The sequence below is a fragment of the Phoenicibacter congonensis genome (genome assembly GCF_902386915.1).
GTDB classification, from domain to species: domain Bacteria; phylum Actinomycetota; class Coriobacteriia; order Coriobacteriales; family Eggerthellaceae; genus Phoenicibacter; species Phoenicibacter congonensis.
Genome location: NZ_LR698997.1, coordinates 168,733 through 184,795, shown reverse-complemented (window position 1 = coordinate 184,795; position 16,063 = coordinate 168,733). Strand labels below are relative to the sequence as shown.

13 protein-coding genes are annotated in these 16,063 nt (G+C 43.2%); 10 read left to right on the top strand and 3 right to left on the bottom strand.

What is annotated here, in order from left to right; all coding sequences use genetic code 11:
• Positions 1-109: 109 nt before the first annotated feature.
• Positions 110-541, top strand: coding sequence for a large conductance mechanosensitive channel protein MscL (gene mscL / locus FXZ76_RS00850; protein WP_079535250.1), 432 nt, complete (start codon positions 110-112; stop codon positions 539-541).
• Between the two features lie 350 nt (positions 542-891).
• Here the strand turns inward: mscL and FXZ76_RS00845 are convergent, their stop codons facing one another.
• Complete coding sequence (locus FXZ76_RS00845; protein ID WP_079535249.1) at positions 892-1,968, bottom strand: zinc dependent phospholipase C family protein; 1,077 nt, start codon at positions 1,966-1,968, stop codon at positions 892-894.
• A gap of 89 nt (positions 1,969-2,057) precedes the next feature.
• On the opposite strand from FXZ76_RS00845, the gene FXZ76_RS00840 reads away from it, so the two are divergent.
• Genes FXZ76_RS00840 through FXZ76_RS00815 form a run of 6 tightly spaced genes read left to right on the top strand, consistent with a single transcriptional unit; the run spans position 2,058 to position 9,481 of the window.
• Positions 2,058-2,798 carry a TlyA family RNA methyltransferase gene (locus tag FXZ76_RS00840; RefSeq protein WP_079535248.1) on the top strand — a complete coding sequence of 247 codons (741 nt, stop codon included), beginning with the start codon at positions 2,058-2,060 and terminating at the stop codon, positions 2,796-2,798.
• 30 nt (positions 2,799-2,828) lie between these two features.
• Positions 2,829-4,841: a serine/threonine-protein kinase gene (locus FXZ76_RS00835; protein ID WP_079535247.1), complete on the top strand. Its 2,013-nt coding sequence runs from the start codon at positions 2,829-2,831 to the stop codon at positions 4,839-4,841.
• Between the two features lie 48 nt (positions 4,842-4,889).
• Positions 4,890-5,951, top strand: coding sequence for an N-acetyl-gamma-glutamyl-phosphate reductase (gene argC / locus FXZ76_RS00830; protein ID WP_079535246.1), 1,062 nt, complete (start codon positions 4,890-4,892; stop codon positions 5,949-5,951).
• Positions 5,952-5,996: 45 nt separating this feature from the next.
• Positions 5,997-7,241: a bifunctional glutamate N-acetyltransferase/amino-acid acetyltransferase ArgJ gene (gene argJ / locus FXZ76_RS00825; RefSeq protein ID WP_079535245.1), complete on the top strand. Its 1,245-nt coding sequence runs from the start codon at positions 5,997-5,999 to the stop codon at positions 7,239-7,241.
• Positions 7,242-7,255: 14 nt separating this feature from the next.
• Entirely contained in the window at positions 7,256-8,209 is a 954-nt protein-coding gene (argB, locus tag FXZ76_RS00820; protein ID WP_079535244.1) for an acetylglutamate kinase, read from the top strand.
• Between the two features lie 33 nt (positions 8,210-8,242).
• Positions 8,243-9,481 carry an aspartate aminotransferase family protein gene (locus tag FXZ76_RS00815; RefSeq protein ID WP_079535243.1) on the top strand — a complete coding sequence of 413 codons (1,239 nt, stop codon included), beginning with the start codon at positions 8,243-8,245 and terminating at the stop codon, positions 9,479-9,481.
• Positions 9,482-9,487: 6 nt separating this feature from the next.
• Here FXZ76_RS00815 and FXZ76_RS00810 read toward each other — a convergent pair whose 3' ends face one another.
• Entirely contained in the window at positions 9,488-10,816 is a 1,329-nt protein-coding gene (locus FXZ76_RS00810) for a twin-arginine translocation signal domain-containing protein (RefSeq protein WP_079535242.1), read from the bottom strand.
• 128 nt (positions 10,817-10,944) lie between these two features.
• Here FXZ76_RS00810 and folP point away from each other — a divergent pair, with 128 nt between their 5' ends.
• Genes folP through FXZ76_RS00795 form a run of 3 tightly spaced genes read left to right on the top strand, consistent with a single transcriptional unit; the run spans position 10,945 to position 15,190 of the window.
• Positions 10,945-12,249 carry a dihydropteroate synthase gene (gene folP / locus FXZ76_RS00805; protein WP_079535241.1) on the top strand — a complete coding sequence of 435 codons (1,305 nt, stop codon included), beginning with the start codon at positions 10,945-10,947 and terminating at the stop codon, positions 12,247-12,249.
• 11 nt (positions 12,250-12,260) lie between these two features.
• Positions 12,261-12,818, top strand: coding sequence for a biotin--[acetyl-CoA-carboxylase] ligase (locus tag FXZ76_RS00800; protein ID WP_079535240.1), 558 nt, complete (start codon positions 12,261-12,263; stop codon positions 12,816-12,818).
• Entirely contained in the window at positions 12,815-15,190 is a 2,376-nt protein-coding gene (locus FXZ76_RS00795) for a MurT ligase domain-containing protein (protein WP_079535239.1), read from the top strand. Before FXZ76_RS00800 ends, FXZ76_RS00795 begins: the two co-directional genes overlap by 4 nt.
• Positions 15,191-15,467: 277 nt before the next feature.
• On the opposite strand, the gene folE is transcribed toward FXZ76_RS00795, so the two are convergent.
• Positions 15,468-16,028, bottom strand: coding sequence for a GTP cyclohydrolase I FolE (folE, locus tag FXZ76_RS00790; protein WP_079535238.1), 561 nt, complete (start codon positions 16,026-16,028; stop codon positions 15,468-15,470).
• Positions 16,029-16,063: the final 35 nt, after the last annotated feature.

Sequence of the window (16,063 nt, the reverse complement as noted above, 5' to 3'; positions counted from 1 at the left end):
GTGGTAATTTTGGTAGAATTAAGATTTGTTGGAGGGGTGTTTTAAGAGCCCAATATTTATAAATTCGATCCTGTCTGTTTTTATTTATTTGTGATGGAAAGGAAGAATCGTGAAGAAGTTTTTGCACGAATTTAAAGAATTCATAAATCGCGGTAATGTTATGGATTTGGCTGTTGCTGTTATCATTGGAGGTGCATTCACTTCTATCGTTACTGCGCTCACTACAAACATCATAAATCCGCTCATTTCTGTAATTGCTGGTGGCGGTGCAGAGGCCGTTTCTGGGTTGGTGATTCCTGGTACAGACATCGACTTCGGAGCATTTATTAGCGCTTGTATTAACTTTCTCATCGTTGCATTTGTTGTATTTCTGCTCGTTAAAGCAGTTAACAAAGCACAAGATTTGGGCCACAAATTAAGAGGCAAAGAGGACGAGGCTGATAATCCTGCTCCAACTTGCCCCTATTGCTTAGAAGAGGTCAAAGTTGGTGCAACTCGCTGCCCTCATTGTGCGGCTGCTTTTGACAAGCCTGCAGAATAAAAAGCACCTACATAAAATATCTCAATTCGCTCGGTGGGTTTAGAATCCCCACCGAGTTTTTTAGTTTTCAAAAGAAACAATGTAAGAAATGATTTGAAGAACTGATTTAACCGCTTTGTAGTTTCAATCATCTAGCGATTGATAATGTAGCTAGCCTTTTTATGAATCTGCACATCTGTTTGGTTGTTTTGGATTGTTCTCAAAAGCAGAATGACACCTTTCAGCTAGGTTCTTAAATCATTGGTTGCAATTGTCTTTAGCAACAATTCACTTGCTGGCCTTTTGTTCTAGCCGTCTATTAACAGTTGTAACATTGAGAAAGTGAGCTAATTTGGGGTTGAAGTTTGAAATTACTCTTTCGGCTTGCCAGTTTCTGGGTCAATTATGCTTTCGTTGCAGCCATAGAAGTTTAGATTGCCTGTGATTTCAAATGTGGTGCGAAAGATGTTTCTGACATCAGCCTTCGCTTCTTCAATCGTCTCTGGTCTAGTCAACGACTCTTTTTTTGCAACAAGCGAGTCGATGCTCTCTGCATATCTATGCAAATGTTTCATTCCGTCTACTTTTGCGAGGTTATATAAATCCCAGAATGATTCATTGTGAGTTTTTCCTTTAACCCATGGGTCATCCCATGCATAGTGCTCGTGGTTGTCAAAAATGCTTTGATAGATGCGCACATTCTTGTGAATCATCGCTCGAAGGTAGGAGTGTTGTCTAAAGATTCTCTCAAATCGTCCAATCAGATCGCGCTTTACGCCAGTTGTGCTGTAGAGCCACCTTTGTGTTTGGCGATAGGCTTTTACACTCAAACGATACATGCTTTTTGCTGATTCTTCTTTGTGAGAAATCGGGAGTGCGAACTCATATAACGCGCTTATTATGTCGAGTGTTCTGTTTGATGCTTTTAAAATTTGCGAAGATGGATCAAAAGTTGCAATTGTCTCTCCGCGCTTTATCGTTAACACCAGTTCATCGAGTTCACATTCAATTTCGACATGCACTTCGCTTTGACTTGAACGGTCAAGACCTGGTTCTCCTGCATCACAGTAGGCATATTGCTGTGAAAACACAAATGGGTGCACTTTTGAATCGAGTTCAAAATGCATTAGATAACCAAGTGCATAGGCACGTGCGATGTCTTGAGCCGAGGCGAGATAATCTTCATCTTGTTGATGTTCTGACTCTTTAATGTTTGGCACGCCAAGCGCCAGCGCCGAAATGAACTCACTGCAATGATTGCGATGCAGCTTCTTTCCAAAGCTGTTTGCTTGTGGTATGCGCGGATTTATCGAGCCATAAAAGAAAACGTCGGGCCCTTGACTTCCAAGCAGAAAAGCATTTTTTTCTTCTTCGGATTGCCCAATCAGAGCATTGAGTTTTGCATAAATCTCTTGTGCGAAAGTGTCATGGGTGATGATTGCTGGCATTGTGGCTCCTTTCTTTGCAATATCTTAGCAAAGTTCAAGTTTGATAGAATCAAGTTAATGATTTGGGCTCTTGAAAAGGGAATTAATACGTGGCAAAAGAGCAGCTAAAACATCTTTTGGTGAATCGCGGTTTGGCGTCTTCTGAAGAAGAAGCAATGCGATTGATAATCTCAAAAGACGTTAAAGTTGGCGATGAGTTCGTGACATCTCCTGGAGCAAAGTTTAATTCAACCTGTGAAATCACATTAAAGGAAACATGTCCATATGTTTCGCGTGGTGGAATCAAGCTAAAAGGAGCCATCGATTATTTCAATTTGAGCATTTGTGAGAAAAACTGCCTTGACATCGGCTCATCAACAGGTGGTTTTTCGGACTGTCTTTTGCAGGAAGGCGCCCGTCGAGTTGCTTGTGTAGATGTTAACTATGGACAACTTGCTTGGAAAGTGCGAAGTGACGAGAGAAGTGCTGTTTTTGAACGCACTAACATCAAGAACGCCGACCCTTCGCTGCTGGGAGCTCCTTTCGATTTAATAGCGATTGATGTTAGTTTTATTGGACTTGCCTCACTAGCGCCAGTAATCAAAAATTTTGCTTTTTCTCCAGCAACTGGGAAAACCGAATTGATTGCGCTCATTAAACCTGAGTTTGAGGCCAACGTTTCCGAAAACGAAGGTGGGCTAGTGGCTGATGAAGCTGTGCACAAGCGAACGATAAGTGAAGTTTGTGAGGCTTTAACGCGGCAAGAATTTGACGTGATTGATGTTGCCGAGTCTCCAATTCGCGGAAAGAAAAAGGGCAACAAAGAGTTCCTTTTATATGCAAAACATTAAAAACTGAATTAAAGGCGTTTGTTTAAGTGAATGAATGATGATAAAGAAAATATGATTCTTGGACGATATAGGCCGATTGAAACTGCCGGCGTTGGCGGTTACGGCACTGTCATCCATGCATATGACACGCGCCTCAAACGAGAAGTCGCAATCAAAACAGTGTTACTTTCTTCTTTAGATGAGAAAGCTTTGAATTCGGAAATTCCACAAGAAAAAAAATCAACTTTAGGCGATTCAAGAAACGCTTTTCCAGAAGATTCTGCTGGTTTAGATTCTGACAATAATGCACTTGCAGAACTTGATTCAAATGAAAGACGAAGCTTTAAAGATGATGCTTTAGGTTCTAAAAATGCCCGTTTGACAGATGGCGACTCGCCTGAGCTTTCGCTTCAAAAGCAAACGAAAGTGCCTGGGCTTTCGGAAGCGCAAGCTGCTGCGCGGTTAACACATCCTAACATTGTGATGATTTATGACTGCGAAGTTGCTGATGACACCGTTTATGTCATCGAGGAATATGTTGAGGGAATAACACTCACGCAACTCATGCGTTATTTGCAGGACGACATAAATCTCGACATTATCGCTCACGTTTTCAAAAGTGTTTCTGCTGCCATCATGGCAGCGCACAAAGCAAACATTTTGCATTTAGACATAAAGCCAGACAACATTTTGATTGGTCGAGGCGGTGATGTAAAGGTTGCAGACTTTGGGCTAGCAACGCTCATGGATTTAAATGGAAAAGGCTCAGCGGCAGCAGGCACGATTGGTTACATGCCTCTTGAGCAAATGCAAAAAATGCCGCTTGACGTTCGAAGCGATGAATGGTCGTTAGCGATTATCACCTATGAAATGTTGACTGGGAGCAATCCTTTTACAACAGCGAAAACGCTTTCAGAGGCTGAAGAATCCATGATGAACTCTGAACTCATCATTCCGAGCGCTTGCTGGGAAAATCTTGAGGAAGGGGCAGATGACGCACTTTTTAAGGCGCTTTCGGTGGACAGAGAAAACCGCTTTGCTTCCATCCGACAATTCAACAGCGCTTTAAAGCTTTATCTTGGGGAACCAAAACTCGGAAAAAAAGAATTGTCGGTAATTGTCAATGGGAACGAAGATAACTACCTTGACACTTCTACCATTGACATCGATGCAGCACTAAAAGACGCTTGCGCTCAAGAGGCTTTTGTTGACAGGCTTGGTGAAAAGGGCGCCAAACTAATCGCAAAAGCAGCATCTGCGCTTAGTTCTGCTCTAGTGCTCGGGTTTATTATGCTTAACATCCGATTTAGCGTCTCTGATGCTTTTGGAGTTCTGTCTTTTCAACCAGCAGCGTTTGTGACAATTTTGCTAGTTGTTGCCTTGCTCACGTTTATTTTTCCTAAATATGCTTCATTGGCAGCATTTGCTTCCATCGTAATTTTGCTTTGCTTTTATCAATGCTGTCCTGCGGCGATCTTGCTCGCCGTTATAACTGGCCTGTGGTGGGTAAAACTCGGTGAAAAAAGTTTTATCTCGACATTTTGCGCATTATCTTCTCTGTTGTTGGGAGCGTTTGGCCTTGCGCCAGTTGCGATAGCTCTATCTGGAGCTTTGCTTGGTCCAAAAAAAGGAACAATCACTGCATCTTTTATTTCATCGTTGAGTTTTTTTATGGCTGTGTTTGGAAGTCAATCAATGTTTGGATGGTATTTTTTCGACAATATGCTATTGCCGTCTTCAACCGTGATTGCAAATCAAAAAGTGTGGGAAATGTTTATGTCGGTAGTCACAAATCCTGCCAGCTACATGATTGCTGTCTGCTGGATCGCCGCTTCGGCCATTTTCTCTCTTTTCTGCGCTCACGGCACTAAAACATTTGACATTTTTGGAAGTCTGACATGTTTTGCAATTCTTGTTTTAAGTTCTTTGTTGCCCTGGATTGCTGGATTAGGTTCGATTGTTCCTGCAAATGTAGTTTCAGCTTGCGCAGGAGGCGTCGTTGGTCTTTTATGTTGTGTTGTTAATCTGACTGACCGCGTGCGTCTTGAGCCTGGCCTTTGGTAAACATCTAAAATTAATTTATAGAAAATTTGAGAAAGAAAGCAGGCCATCATGAAAAAAGCTGGCGTAGTCGGTGCTGGGGGATTTGCAGGGATTCAAGCTGTTTCAATTTTGAATTCACATCCCGAATTTGAGTTAATTGCAATTTCATCTGTGTCAAACGAGGGAATGAAGCTCGAGGAACTTTATCCATCGTTTACAGGAACAAGAGCGGGAAGCCTTGTTTTTCTTGATACCGATGAGATTGTAGAAAAAGATTTAGACGTTGTGTTTTTGGCTGTTCCTCACAAAGCCTCCCTATCTATCACTCCAAGATTTATAGATAAAGGTGTTGCTGTAATAGATCTTTCTGCTGACTTTCGCATTGAAGACCCTGCAGTTTATGAAAAATGGTATGGAGTTAAACATGACCAGTTGGAGCTTTTAAAAAAGCGTTCATTTGGTTTACCTGAGTTGTTTTCAGAAGAGATAAACAATGCTCACGAGAATTATTTAAAACATGAAGATGTTCTTGTTGCGTGCGCAGGCTGCTATGTGACCGCATCAACTTTAGCTGCAAAACCTTTTGTTGAAAGCGAGCTGTTTGACAATGAAATGCCGCCAGTCATTGATGCGATTTCTGGTTTGACTGGAGCTGGCAAAAAGGCTACTGAAAAATCGATGTATGTTAACGTCAACGAAAACTATTCTGTTTATGGCGTTACGAAACATCGTCACACGCCTGAGATGGAACAAATTCTTGGCACGAGTGTCGTTTTCACTCCTCATCTTGCTCCTGCAAATCGAGGCATTTTGTCGACAGTGACCATGAAGACAAAGAAAGACGTTGCAACTTCAGCTGAAGAAATTCATTCTCTCTATGACGATTTTTACAAAGATTCCAATTTTGTTAAGGTCTTGCCTTTGGGACAGTTTCCTCAAACCTCGAGTGTAACAGGCACTAACTTTGCTCACATTGGAATTGCATTCAACGAAGAGCTTGGAATTGTTATAGCAATTGCGGCAATTGATAACCTAGTTAAAGGTGCGGCGGGGCAGGGTGTTCAGTGTGCAAACATCGTGTTTGGATTTGATGAGATGGCGGGCTTGGCAAATGTTGCATTGCCCGTGTAGTAGTATAAATTTAGTTTAGCTTTTTGCATAAGAAAGGGGGTTTTAATGGAACATTTTGTTGTAGTTAAGAACGGTGGCGTGACTACTTCCCGTGGATTTAAAGCAACAGGAGTGCATGCCGGGTTTAGGAAAAATCCGGGGCGACTTGATTTTGCACTGATTGCTGCTGAGGAGCCAGCAAAAACGACCGGAACTTTCACTCGCAATAAGTTCTGTGCGGCTCCCGTAATTTTTGACCGTGAGCAGCTTGGTTATGACGGAAACCATTGCGGTGTTTCAAAGATCTCGGCTGTAGCTATCAATTCTGGGAATGCAAATGCCGCAACTGGAATTGATGGAATTAACATTGCTCGTGAATCTGCGGGAATTGTGGCAGACGAACTTGGCATTTCTGTCGATGAGGTGTTAGTTTCATCGACTGGCGTCATTGGTGTGCCTTTGCCCCTGGAGCCTTTTAAAACAGGAGTTCCTGAGGCTGCAATAAAACTGAGTGTTGAAGGTGGTCTTGATGCGGCACGCGCAATAATGACGACCGACACTCACTACAAGCAAGTTGCTGTTGAAATTGAAGGCGAAGCATTAGGGCTCTCCGGCACATTCCACATTGGTGGCATGGTTAAAGGAAGCGGCATGATTCAGCCAAACATGGCGACGATGATTTCTGTTATCACGACGGACGTGCCTCTTTCTGACGATGTCATGACTACAGTGTTTAGGGCGGCGGTTGACCGCAGTTTTAATTGTGTGACAGTTGATTCCGACACGTCTACAAATGACACTGCAATTTTTATGTCTAGTGGTAAAGAAAACGAAATCAAACCTGGAACACCGGAGTGCGGTGTTTTTAAAGAAGCGCTCAATTATGTTTGTATTGAGTTAGCTAAGAAAATTGCTGTGGACGGCGAGGGCGCAACAAAAATTGTTCAAATCACTGTTGAAGGCGCCAAAAATAACGATGAAGCTTTGATTGCGGCTAGGTCAGTTGCCAATTCTCCTCTTGTGAAGACTGCAATTGCTGGTCATGATGCCAACTGGGGCAGGGTTGCGGCAGCTCTTGGGAAATGCGACATCGATTTTAAACAGGAAAACACAAGCATTGATTTTTTGAAAATGCCTGTTTTACGTGGCGGTTTGCCAATACCTTTCGACGAAGACGAAGCCTTGAAGCGATTTGAAGAAACTCAAATCGACATCGACTGCAACCTCGGTGAAGGGGATGGTCATGCAGTTGTTTGGTCATGCGATTTGACTCACGACTACATTTCCATCAACGCTGATTATCGTTCATAAGGAAAGAAGAAAAAATGAAATTTGCAAGTTCTGCGAAGCGCGGTGGGAACTCAATTCTTGCAGGTGAAGTTCTGAGCGAGGCGATGCCTTGGATTAAGGAAATCACAGGCAAAACAATCGTGGTTAAATATGGCGGTGCTGCCATGGTTAGTGAGGATTTGCGCAAGGCAGTAATGGGTGACATTTTGATGCTAAAGATGCTCGGTGTTAAACCTGTTATTGTGCACGGTGGCGGCAATGCAATTTCAAAAGAAATGAAAGAAGAGGGTATTGAGGTTGAGTTTGTCAACGGACAGAGGGTGACAACCGATGCCGCAATGCAAATTGTTAGAAGAGTCCTCACAGGCGAAGTCAATCAGCAGCTGGTTTGGGAAATGAATCAGCACGGAAACATTGCGGTAGGATTGAGCGGTGCCGATGGCGGTCTTTTGATTGCAAAGCAAAAAGATCCTGAGTTAGGACGAATCGGTGAAATTATTCGTGTTAATCCTGGCATTGTTAATGACCTGCTAGAGGATGACTACATTCCTCTAATTTCAACTATTGCGCTCGGCGATGACGGAGGCATATTCAACATTAACGCTGACATTGCCGCAGGTCACATTGCTGGTGCGATTGGTGCTCACAAGGTTATTTTTATTTCCGATGTTGATGGCATCTACAAAGACTTCCCTGATGAAGACACTCTCATTGCTAACATGAGTGTTGATGAGGCGAAGGAGCTTTTGAGTGACCCGAACATTTCGAAGGGAATGATTCCAAAGTTGACAAGTTGCATCCACGCTCTTGATGAAGGAGTTCCTTCTGTTCAATTTGTGAACGGCACAACTCCCCATGCTCTTCTCATCGAAGTTTTGACTGACGAAGGAATTGGAACTCTTGTTTCAAACACTGGCAAAACGCATGCCGAACATCAAGCGGAAGTCGATCATTTTGCATCGCGATTGCTTGAGAACAGATATCTATAAGTTATAAATTGGAACAACCTATTGGAGACAACAATGGCTAGCTCTTTAGTTAATGAAAAAGAAAAACAACTTGAAGAAAAGCATTTGATTCACACTTTTGGAAGATATGGTGTTGAATTTGTAAAAGGCAAAGGTGCTCATCTCTATGACATCGAAGGCAATGAGTATCTCGACTTTCTTTCAGGCATTGCAGTTTGCTCACTTGGGCATTGCAACGAAAAAGTAGTTCACGCTCTTCAAGAGCAGGTTGGAAAATTGATGCATGTTTCAAACTATTACTACATTGAAGGCAGAGGCGAAGCTGCTGGAAAATTCAACAACTTGCTAAATTTTGGTTCTGATAACCCTAAAACCTGGAAGGTGTTTTTTACAAACAGCGGCGCTGAATCTAACGAATGCGCGTTAAAAATTGCAAGATACCTCGCAAACAGAAAACATGGCAACGATGGAGCACACACTAAGGTTGTTGTGTTGAAAAAGTCGTTTCACGGAAGAACTTTCGAAACGCTTGCTGCGACCGCTCAAGACAGGTTCCATGTGGGGCTAAATCCAATGTCGCCTGTGTTCATTGAGGTAGACGCAAATGATGAAGAACAGCTTAAAGACACTTTTTGTGATTGGGGCGACAATATTAGTGCGATGATAGCTGAACCAATCCAGGGTGAGTCGGGAGTGCACCCTCTCACTACTTCTTACATGCAACTCATTCGTCAGTTGACTAAAGACAACGATGCTCTCATGATTCTTGATGAGGTGCAAACTGGTCTTTATAGAAGTGGATGCCCCTATGCTTTTCAGCTTTGCGATGTAGTGCCTGACGTTGTGACTATGGCAAAAGGAATCGGGGATGGTTTCCCTTGTGGCGTCTGTGCAGCCACAGGCGAGGCGGCTGAAGTTTTGCAACCAGGCGACCACGGAACAACGTTTGGCGGCGGGCCTCTTGCGATGGCTGCAATTAATGCGACCCTTGATGAATTAGAGCGTCTTGATACATTGAGCAATGTTGCGCTTGTTGGCGCATACATGAGGAACAAACTTGAATGCATCGAGGAAATAGTTGAAGTGCGCGGCAAAGGTTTGATGCTTGGTGCACAGCTAAAGCCTGGCATTGATGCACATGATGTTGTTGAAAACGCACTGCTGAGAGAAAAGCTAGTAATCAATGCAACTGGAGATGACACGCTTCGTTTCTTGCCACCTCTAGTCATTACCAAAGGTGATGTTGATGAGTTTATAGTTAGGCTGGAGCGCGCAATAAAGGCCAGCGTTTAGGTAGTGTTATGCGACCCAAACTTTTAGTTGGCACTCTTTAATTGGGTCGCCAGAAAGTGGTGTGTAGTTGATGTTTTGAATAGTCACAAGGCGATCACAATCCCCGTGACTTATCAACCAAACTCCATAATCGTCAGCGCCGTCATCAGCTTTAATGGCGGCGTATTTTTTTGTTTTGGGATCCACAATTGCTACTGAGCTTGTGGATTTGAAGGCAATGTAGTCTCCAATCCATGCAGGTGCGCAGGTTGGTTCACGGTTGAAAGACAACCAAGTTTGCTCGCTCAAGTTTTCGTTACGTGCGTCTCGGCTTGCATTATCTTCACTAGCTAGCTTGTTCCCAATGTTTGTTTGAGCATATGTTCCAACTTGCGAGATTCCTTCTCCCACTTCATATGAACCCTGGAACGAAAAAGAAAAGCCGCTGTTTCCCCAAGAAACGTCTTGAGGTTTCATTGATTGTTGCAAACTGCAAATGTCTTTTATTTGAGCTGACGTTGCATCGAGCAAACGAATGTCATATGAAGCTAGTGTATTTTCATTTCTCGGTGTAATGACAACACCTGATTTCGTCCAAGAGGGTGCTGTCGCAAATGCCTTTGTTTCCATAATTTTTTCTGCGGAAGACCCGCTTTCGCCAAATTTAATCCGCCACAGTTCTTCTTTTCCGCTGTTTCCCTCTGACGGTGAAGTTTGAATCCATGCGTAGTCGTCGCATGCGACAATTTGAGGCATTTTTTTATCTGCTCCAAGAGTCATTGCAACTATAGCATTTGTGGAATGGTCAGAGTTAGCCTCGCAAGTGTAAACTATGTTTTCTCCTGTGAAAACGTTTGATTCAACCCAAACGCTGCCCGAGGAATTTGTTTTGAAATCGAATATGTCAAAACGCGGCTTGTCGGTCACAGGTCCGCTCAACAGAACCGATTTGTTCCCGCTTGCAAGAGAAAACGCGCATGCATGAAACAGCGGTGATCCCTCTCCCGTCGATTCAAGCAACGAAAGCATCTCACTGTCGTTCGAATGAATTAGTGTGTTGTAGTCAAGCGTTACTTCGCGCTCGACTTTTAAAAATTCCGAAATGTCATCAACGAGTTCCAGGTCGTCAATTTTTATGACCTGGTCTTGTGTTACCTTAAGCTTTGTTTGACCGCTCGTGTCTTTGTTGTTTTCGGTGACATAATAGGTGCCTCCGCCAACTGCTAAAACCGCACCAACAACGCCGGCGCCAATTAAAAATTGACGGCGTGTGATGTCAAAAGGGCGCTCGTTAGAGGCGCGTTTTTTGGTTTTTCTCGTTCTTGGTGTTGGTTTTGCGTGTTTGCTGTTTACCATGCTCTAATTATATCAACGACAATTATTAAGGAGCATGCAAGCACTTGAAGCATCTAAACTCCCACAACTAGAGTAGTTGATGCTAAATGCAATGTTCAAAACTTTCGTGAATGTATAATTGAAAAACTATGTTTTGGAAATGCGGAAATTTTAAATTTGACACCAGAATCCCTGTAATTATGGGGATTATCAATGCAACACCTGACAGTTTTTCTGATGGTGGGAAAAACGAGGAAGCTAGTGTTGCGATAGAAAATGCAAAACTTTTAGTTTCTCAAGGCGCGCAGATTATTGATGTTGGAGGGGAGTCTACAAGACCTGGTTCAACAGAAGTAACCCCTGCGGAAGAATGGCAAAGGATTTCTGAGATTGTTTCGCGTTTGAGCGCGGAAGGCATTTGCGTTTCTGTTGACACGCGACATCCAGAAACTGCAAAGAAAGCGATTGAAGCGGGCGCTTCAATCATTAATGATGTTTCTGGTTTTACCGACCCTCAAATGGTTGAGATTGCCAAAAACTGCGATTGCGGGCTTGTTGTCATGCACATGCGCGGCACCCCTCAAACTATGACAGAACTAACCGACTATAAAAATGTCGTAGACGAGGTGCGTGATTGGCTTAAAAACCAAACATCAATGCTTGAATCCCATGGTATTGAGGCACAACGCATTTGTGTTGATCCAGGACCAGGGTTTGCAAAAACTCCTGAACAAACGAAAGAGTTGATGCAAAACATACATGAAATCAGGCATCTTGGATATCCCGTTATGGCAGCTCCTAGCAGAAAACGGTATCTCTCCCTTTTTGGAGACGGAGACAAAGATGACATAACTGCGCTTGAGTGTTTGCGTGCTTGTGAGCGTGGCGCTGGTGTTGTTCGCGTGCACAACGTTGAAAAAATTGCGCAGGCTCTTGCAAAATTGCGCCCACTAGTTGTTTTGGGACTTGGTGCAAATGTTGCAATTTATGCACAGAATGAATCTGAGCGCATTGAGTGTCTCACTTCGCAAATTAACATGGCAATTACAGAGATGCTGAATTTGCCTGATACGGAACTCATTGACATATCTCCTTTTTATGAATCGGAGCCTGCATACAAAGAAGATCAGGCGACATTTGTCAATTGCGTTGTAGTTTTGAGATGCGGCATTCCTCCACTGGAATTGCTGGAATATTTGCATCTCATAGAAAACTCACTAGGGCGTAAGCGCGAAGTGGAAAATGGCCCTCGCACAATTGACATTGACATCGAGGACTATCAAATGTATGTTTGCGAATCTGAAGAACTCACGTTGCCACATTTGAATTTGTGTGAGCGCGACTTTGTCGTTAAACCCTTTGAGGACGTTTTGCCTAATCACGTGCTTGCAGATGGAACTGCGGTTGACCGTATTGATGAAATTGCAAGGGTGGGAATGTCTCACAGAATTTAGAACACAAGTTAGTGCTGGTTAACAATTGGGACATACACTGGTTTGACGAAACTCCTTCGACAAATGTCGAGGTCAAAAACAAGATAAATGAAGGCGTGGAAGTCGGCTATGTGGCCGCTGCAAAAAAACAAGTTAGCGGCTATGGCATGCGAGGACACAAGTGGGTGAGTCCAGTTGGTGGTTTATATTTTTCCTTGTTGCTCCAACCGACACTTCCGCCTGAAAATCTTAGCGAAATTCCAATGAGAGTCGCTAATGCAGTTCTGTGCGGGCTTGAGCCTCTGTCGACTGAGCCACTCACGATAAAACCGCAGAATGACATCGTACTTGCTCGTTCCTATTTTCCCGATTCAAACAAGAGGGAAAAACTTGTCGGCATTTCCACTGAAATATACAATGGAAAACTGTGCGTTGGAATTGGGATAAACATTTTTCATCCCGAGCGTGAAAATAAAATTCTTGGAGAAAATATTCCAGTTTATCTAGAAGGTTTTTGCGCTGTAAAGCCGTCGTTGGAACTTGTTTTGGAAAGTGTGCTCACATCGCTCAATGATAAACTAGTCGTATGAGTTTAAAGCACAACATAGCGAAAGTTGCCGCTTCAGCTGCCGCGTTTGGAATCAAGCATTTCACCAGCATGAACGCATCAAATTTCCCTGGACAACTTGCTTTAAAAATTGACGATAAATCTGTCCAAGCTGAGGTTGTTAATAAAATCAAAGGCAAATCGATTGTTGTTGTTGGAACAAATGGAAAAACTTCTGTCACTAACATGATTGCCGACTGCCTTGAAGCTCAAGGGTTAAAGGTTCTCTGCAACAGAAGTGGTGCAAACATGAAAGCGGGAGTGTGCTCGGCTCTTTTGGCTGGCAAGTTGAGCGACGTTGGCGTGTTTGAGTCTGACGAGCTTTGGTCAAAAGACACACTGCCGGCATTGCAGGCCGATTATTTCCTGCTTTTGAATTTATTTCGTGACCAGCTTGATCGTTGCGGTGAAATTGAGCGAATCCAGTTAGCTATCACCGAAGCACTTCGTCGTTCGCCAAAGACCCAGCTGATTTATAACGCCGATGATCCTCTTTGTGAAGTTGTGGCAGAAAATGCGGCTGCTGCCACCGAGCGCAACCATTCCAAAGGCAACATTCCTTTTGGAATCGATGAGCCTCTAAATTGGGAACAGAATTCAGTGTCGGACACAACAATGTGCCAAAAATGTGAGTCGATGCTTGATTATGATTTTCGACAATATGACAAACTTGGGAAATATCGCTGCCCAAAATGCGGATTTTCTCGCCCAGCTCTTGCGTTCTCAGCAACTCAAGTAAAGATGAGTGCTTCTGGGTTATGCATCGATGTTAACGATAACTCTATCGTGACTTGCCGCAAATTTTCAAGCAAATTGCTTGGGTCCTACAATGCCTACAACATTCTTGCTTGTGTTTGTGCTGCGACCATGATGGGGGCTTCTGCCGAGGCTATACAGAAAGCAATTGGTGAGTTTGCTCCAAAGAATGGGCGGTTACAACGCTATGAAATTGACGGTGTTCAGATTCTTCTCAATCTCGCTAAGAATCCAACGGGTTTTAATCAAAATTTGCGAATAATAACATCTGCTATTGATAGAAATAAAGAAACGTCTGTAGCTTTTTTCATCAACGACCAAACAGCCGATGGACACGACATATCGTGGATTTGGGATATTGATTTTGAAGAACTGGCTTGTTTTGATGGAGTAATTTTTTTTTGCGGAGGAAGCAGAAAGCATGACTTGCGTGTTCGCCTCAAGCACGCTGGAATCAAAGCAAATTTATGCGACGGAGTTGATGAAGTAATAAATTGCGGTGTTGAGCAGGCGTTTATCGTTGCTAACTACACTGCTCTTCCGGTTGAAAAGAAGACGCTTGATGATTTTGAGTCACAAGGCAGGATTAATCGGGTTAGTAACGTTTGCCTTGAAAAACAGCCAGCGTGTGACCCGTTTGTGCGCAAAAACTCCCAGTCTCTCAAATGTGGAGAGAATAATGCAACGAGTGAAATTAGCGAACCCGCTTTTGCTGTTTCTGAGAATGTATCGCCGAATGGCAATATAGCAACGATTCTCGATTCCTTTGATGGACGTCCGATAAAAATAGCCCATGTTTTGCCAGAACTTTTGAATCTTTATGGTGATGGCGGAAATGTGAGAATTTTGCTTAATCGTTTACACTGGCGTGGAATAGCAGCAGAAGTTGTTCCAGTTTGCGCAGGAAGTGATGTTAATTTTTCCGATTTCGACATTATTGTTATGGGAGGGTCGCCCGATCGTGAACAGGAATTGGCAAGCAAAGAGGCCCTTCGTTGGAGAGATGCTCTAAATGAGCATGTACAATTTGGAAAACCGATGCTTGCAATTTGCGGAAGCTATCAAATGCTTGGTAACGAGTGGCTCTTAAATGGTGAGAGAGTGCCAGGCTTAGGTCTTTTAGACATTACAACTAACCGCCCTGGAACATCTGCAAACCGTTTGGTGCAAAACATAGCATTGAAGTCAAATCTTGCTTCACGACCTGTAATCGGCTTTGAAAATCATGCAGGGAGAACGCACATTTCTTCAGACCTTAGCTCGTTTGGAAAAGTTGTGTCAAGCATGGGCTGCGGAAATAATGAAGAAGATCATGCCGATGGCGTGCTTTATAAAAGCACTATTGGCACCTATTTACATGGGCCTCTTCTTTCTAAGAATCCAGAGGTAGCCGACTGGTTAATTCTCAAAGCGATTGAAAATCGACTGTCTCTAAATTCCGCCCATTGCGGGCAAACGATTGCTTCTGAGAAAACAACTCATTTAGCTAATGGCGATTCAAGTTTAGGTTGTCTAATTTCATTCGGTCTTGAGCCTCTTGATGACACTGAAGAAATTGAGGCAAATAAACACATGGCAAACCTTTTAATTCGTGGCTAAAAGTTAGCTCAACTGCCAAGTTTTTTTGTGGCTCAATCCCACTCTTCGGCTCATTTTGTATTCGCGACTAGAGTGCCAGCGCTAGGGCATTCGCACGTTCTGTTTTTTTGTTGCCATTGTGTGGACGCGCTTCCCCTTGGTCCTTTAAAACTTAGATTTCAAGCAATACTTGCTAGCGTGCGCTTTAATAAATGTGAAAACTTGCGCCCCCAGGCAAAAAGTAAATATCGATTTTTTGAAATGATAATTCGTTTGGAAACGCGTGAGTTAACAGGCCTTAACCTAAAATCAGCCGGAGTGCTTCAGCTCGGGTTTTGTCGCTTTTTTCAAACACACCACGCACTGCACTTGTTGAAGTTTTGCTGCCTGGCTTTTTTACACCACGCATGCTCATGCAAAGATGCTCGGCTTCCATGACAACCATTACACCCATTGGATGCAACTCTTTCATGAGTGTGTCGGCAACTTGAGTTGTTAGTCGCTCTTGAACTTGAGGACGTTTTGCGTAAAGTTCCACAAGTCTTGCCAGTTTTGATATTCCGCAAATTCTTCCGTCTTTTGAAGGGATATAGGCAACGTGTGCAGTTCCAAAAAATGGCATCAAATGATGTTCGCACATTGAGTAAAAAGGAATGTCTTTTACTATCACCATTTCTGTGTGATGCTCATCAAATGTAGTTTCAAAAAGGTCTCCTGGATTCGCATCGCATCCTGCAAAAATCTCTTCATACATCTTTGCGACTCGCTCAGGTGTTTTTTTAATTCCTTCTCGATTTGGGTCTTCTCCCACCCCTTCAAGGATAAGTTTTACGCCTTCTTCGATTTTTTTTGTGTCCATCGACTCTCCTTTTTTCTAGTTCTATAATATCTTTC

What these genes read in the sequence shown, in the direction of transcription:
- argJ (WP_079535245.1), top strand. Translation starts at nt 5,997, where the DNA reads ATGGAACATTTTGTTGTAGTTAAGAACGGTGGCGTGACTACTTCCCGT.
- argC (WP_079535246.1), top strand. Translation starts at nt 4,890, where the DNA reads ATGAAAAAAGCTGGCGTAGTCGGTGCTGGGGGATTTGCAGGGATTCAA.
- FXZ76_RS00845 (WP_079535249.1), bottom strand. Translation starts at nt 1,968, where the DNA reads ATGCCAGCAATCATCACCCATGACACTTTCGCACAAGAGATTTATGCA.
- folP (WP_079535241.1), top strand. Translation starts at nt 10,945, where the DNA reads ATGTTTTGGAAATGCGGAAATTTTAAATTTGACACCAGAATCCCTGTA.
- FXZ76_RS00795 (WP_079535239.1), top strand. Translation starts at nt 12,815, where the DNA reads ATGAGTTTAAAGCACAACATAGCGAAAGTTGCCGCTTCAGCTGCCGCG.
- FXZ76_RS00835 (WP_079535247.1), top strand. Translation starts at nt 2,829, where the DNA reads ATGAATGATGATAAAGAAAATATGATTCTTGGACGATATAGGCCGATT.
- argB (WP_079535244.1), top strand. Translation starts at nt 7,256, where the DNA reads ATGAAATTTGCAAGTTCTGCGAAGCGCGGTGGGAACTCAATTCTTGCA.
- FXZ76_RS00810 (WP_079535242.1), bottom strand. Translation starts at nt 10,816, where the DNA reads ATGGTAAACAGCAAACACGCAAAACCAACACCAAGAACGAGAAAAACC.
- FXZ76_RS00815 (WP_079535243.1), top strand. Translation starts at nt 8,243, where the DNA reads ATGGCTAGCTCTTTAGTTAATGAAAAAGAAAAACAACTTGAAGAAAAG.
- folE (WP_079535238.1), bottom strand. Translation starts at nt 16,028, where the DNA reads ATGGACACAAAAAAAATCGAAGAAGGCGTAAAACTTATCCTTGAAGGG.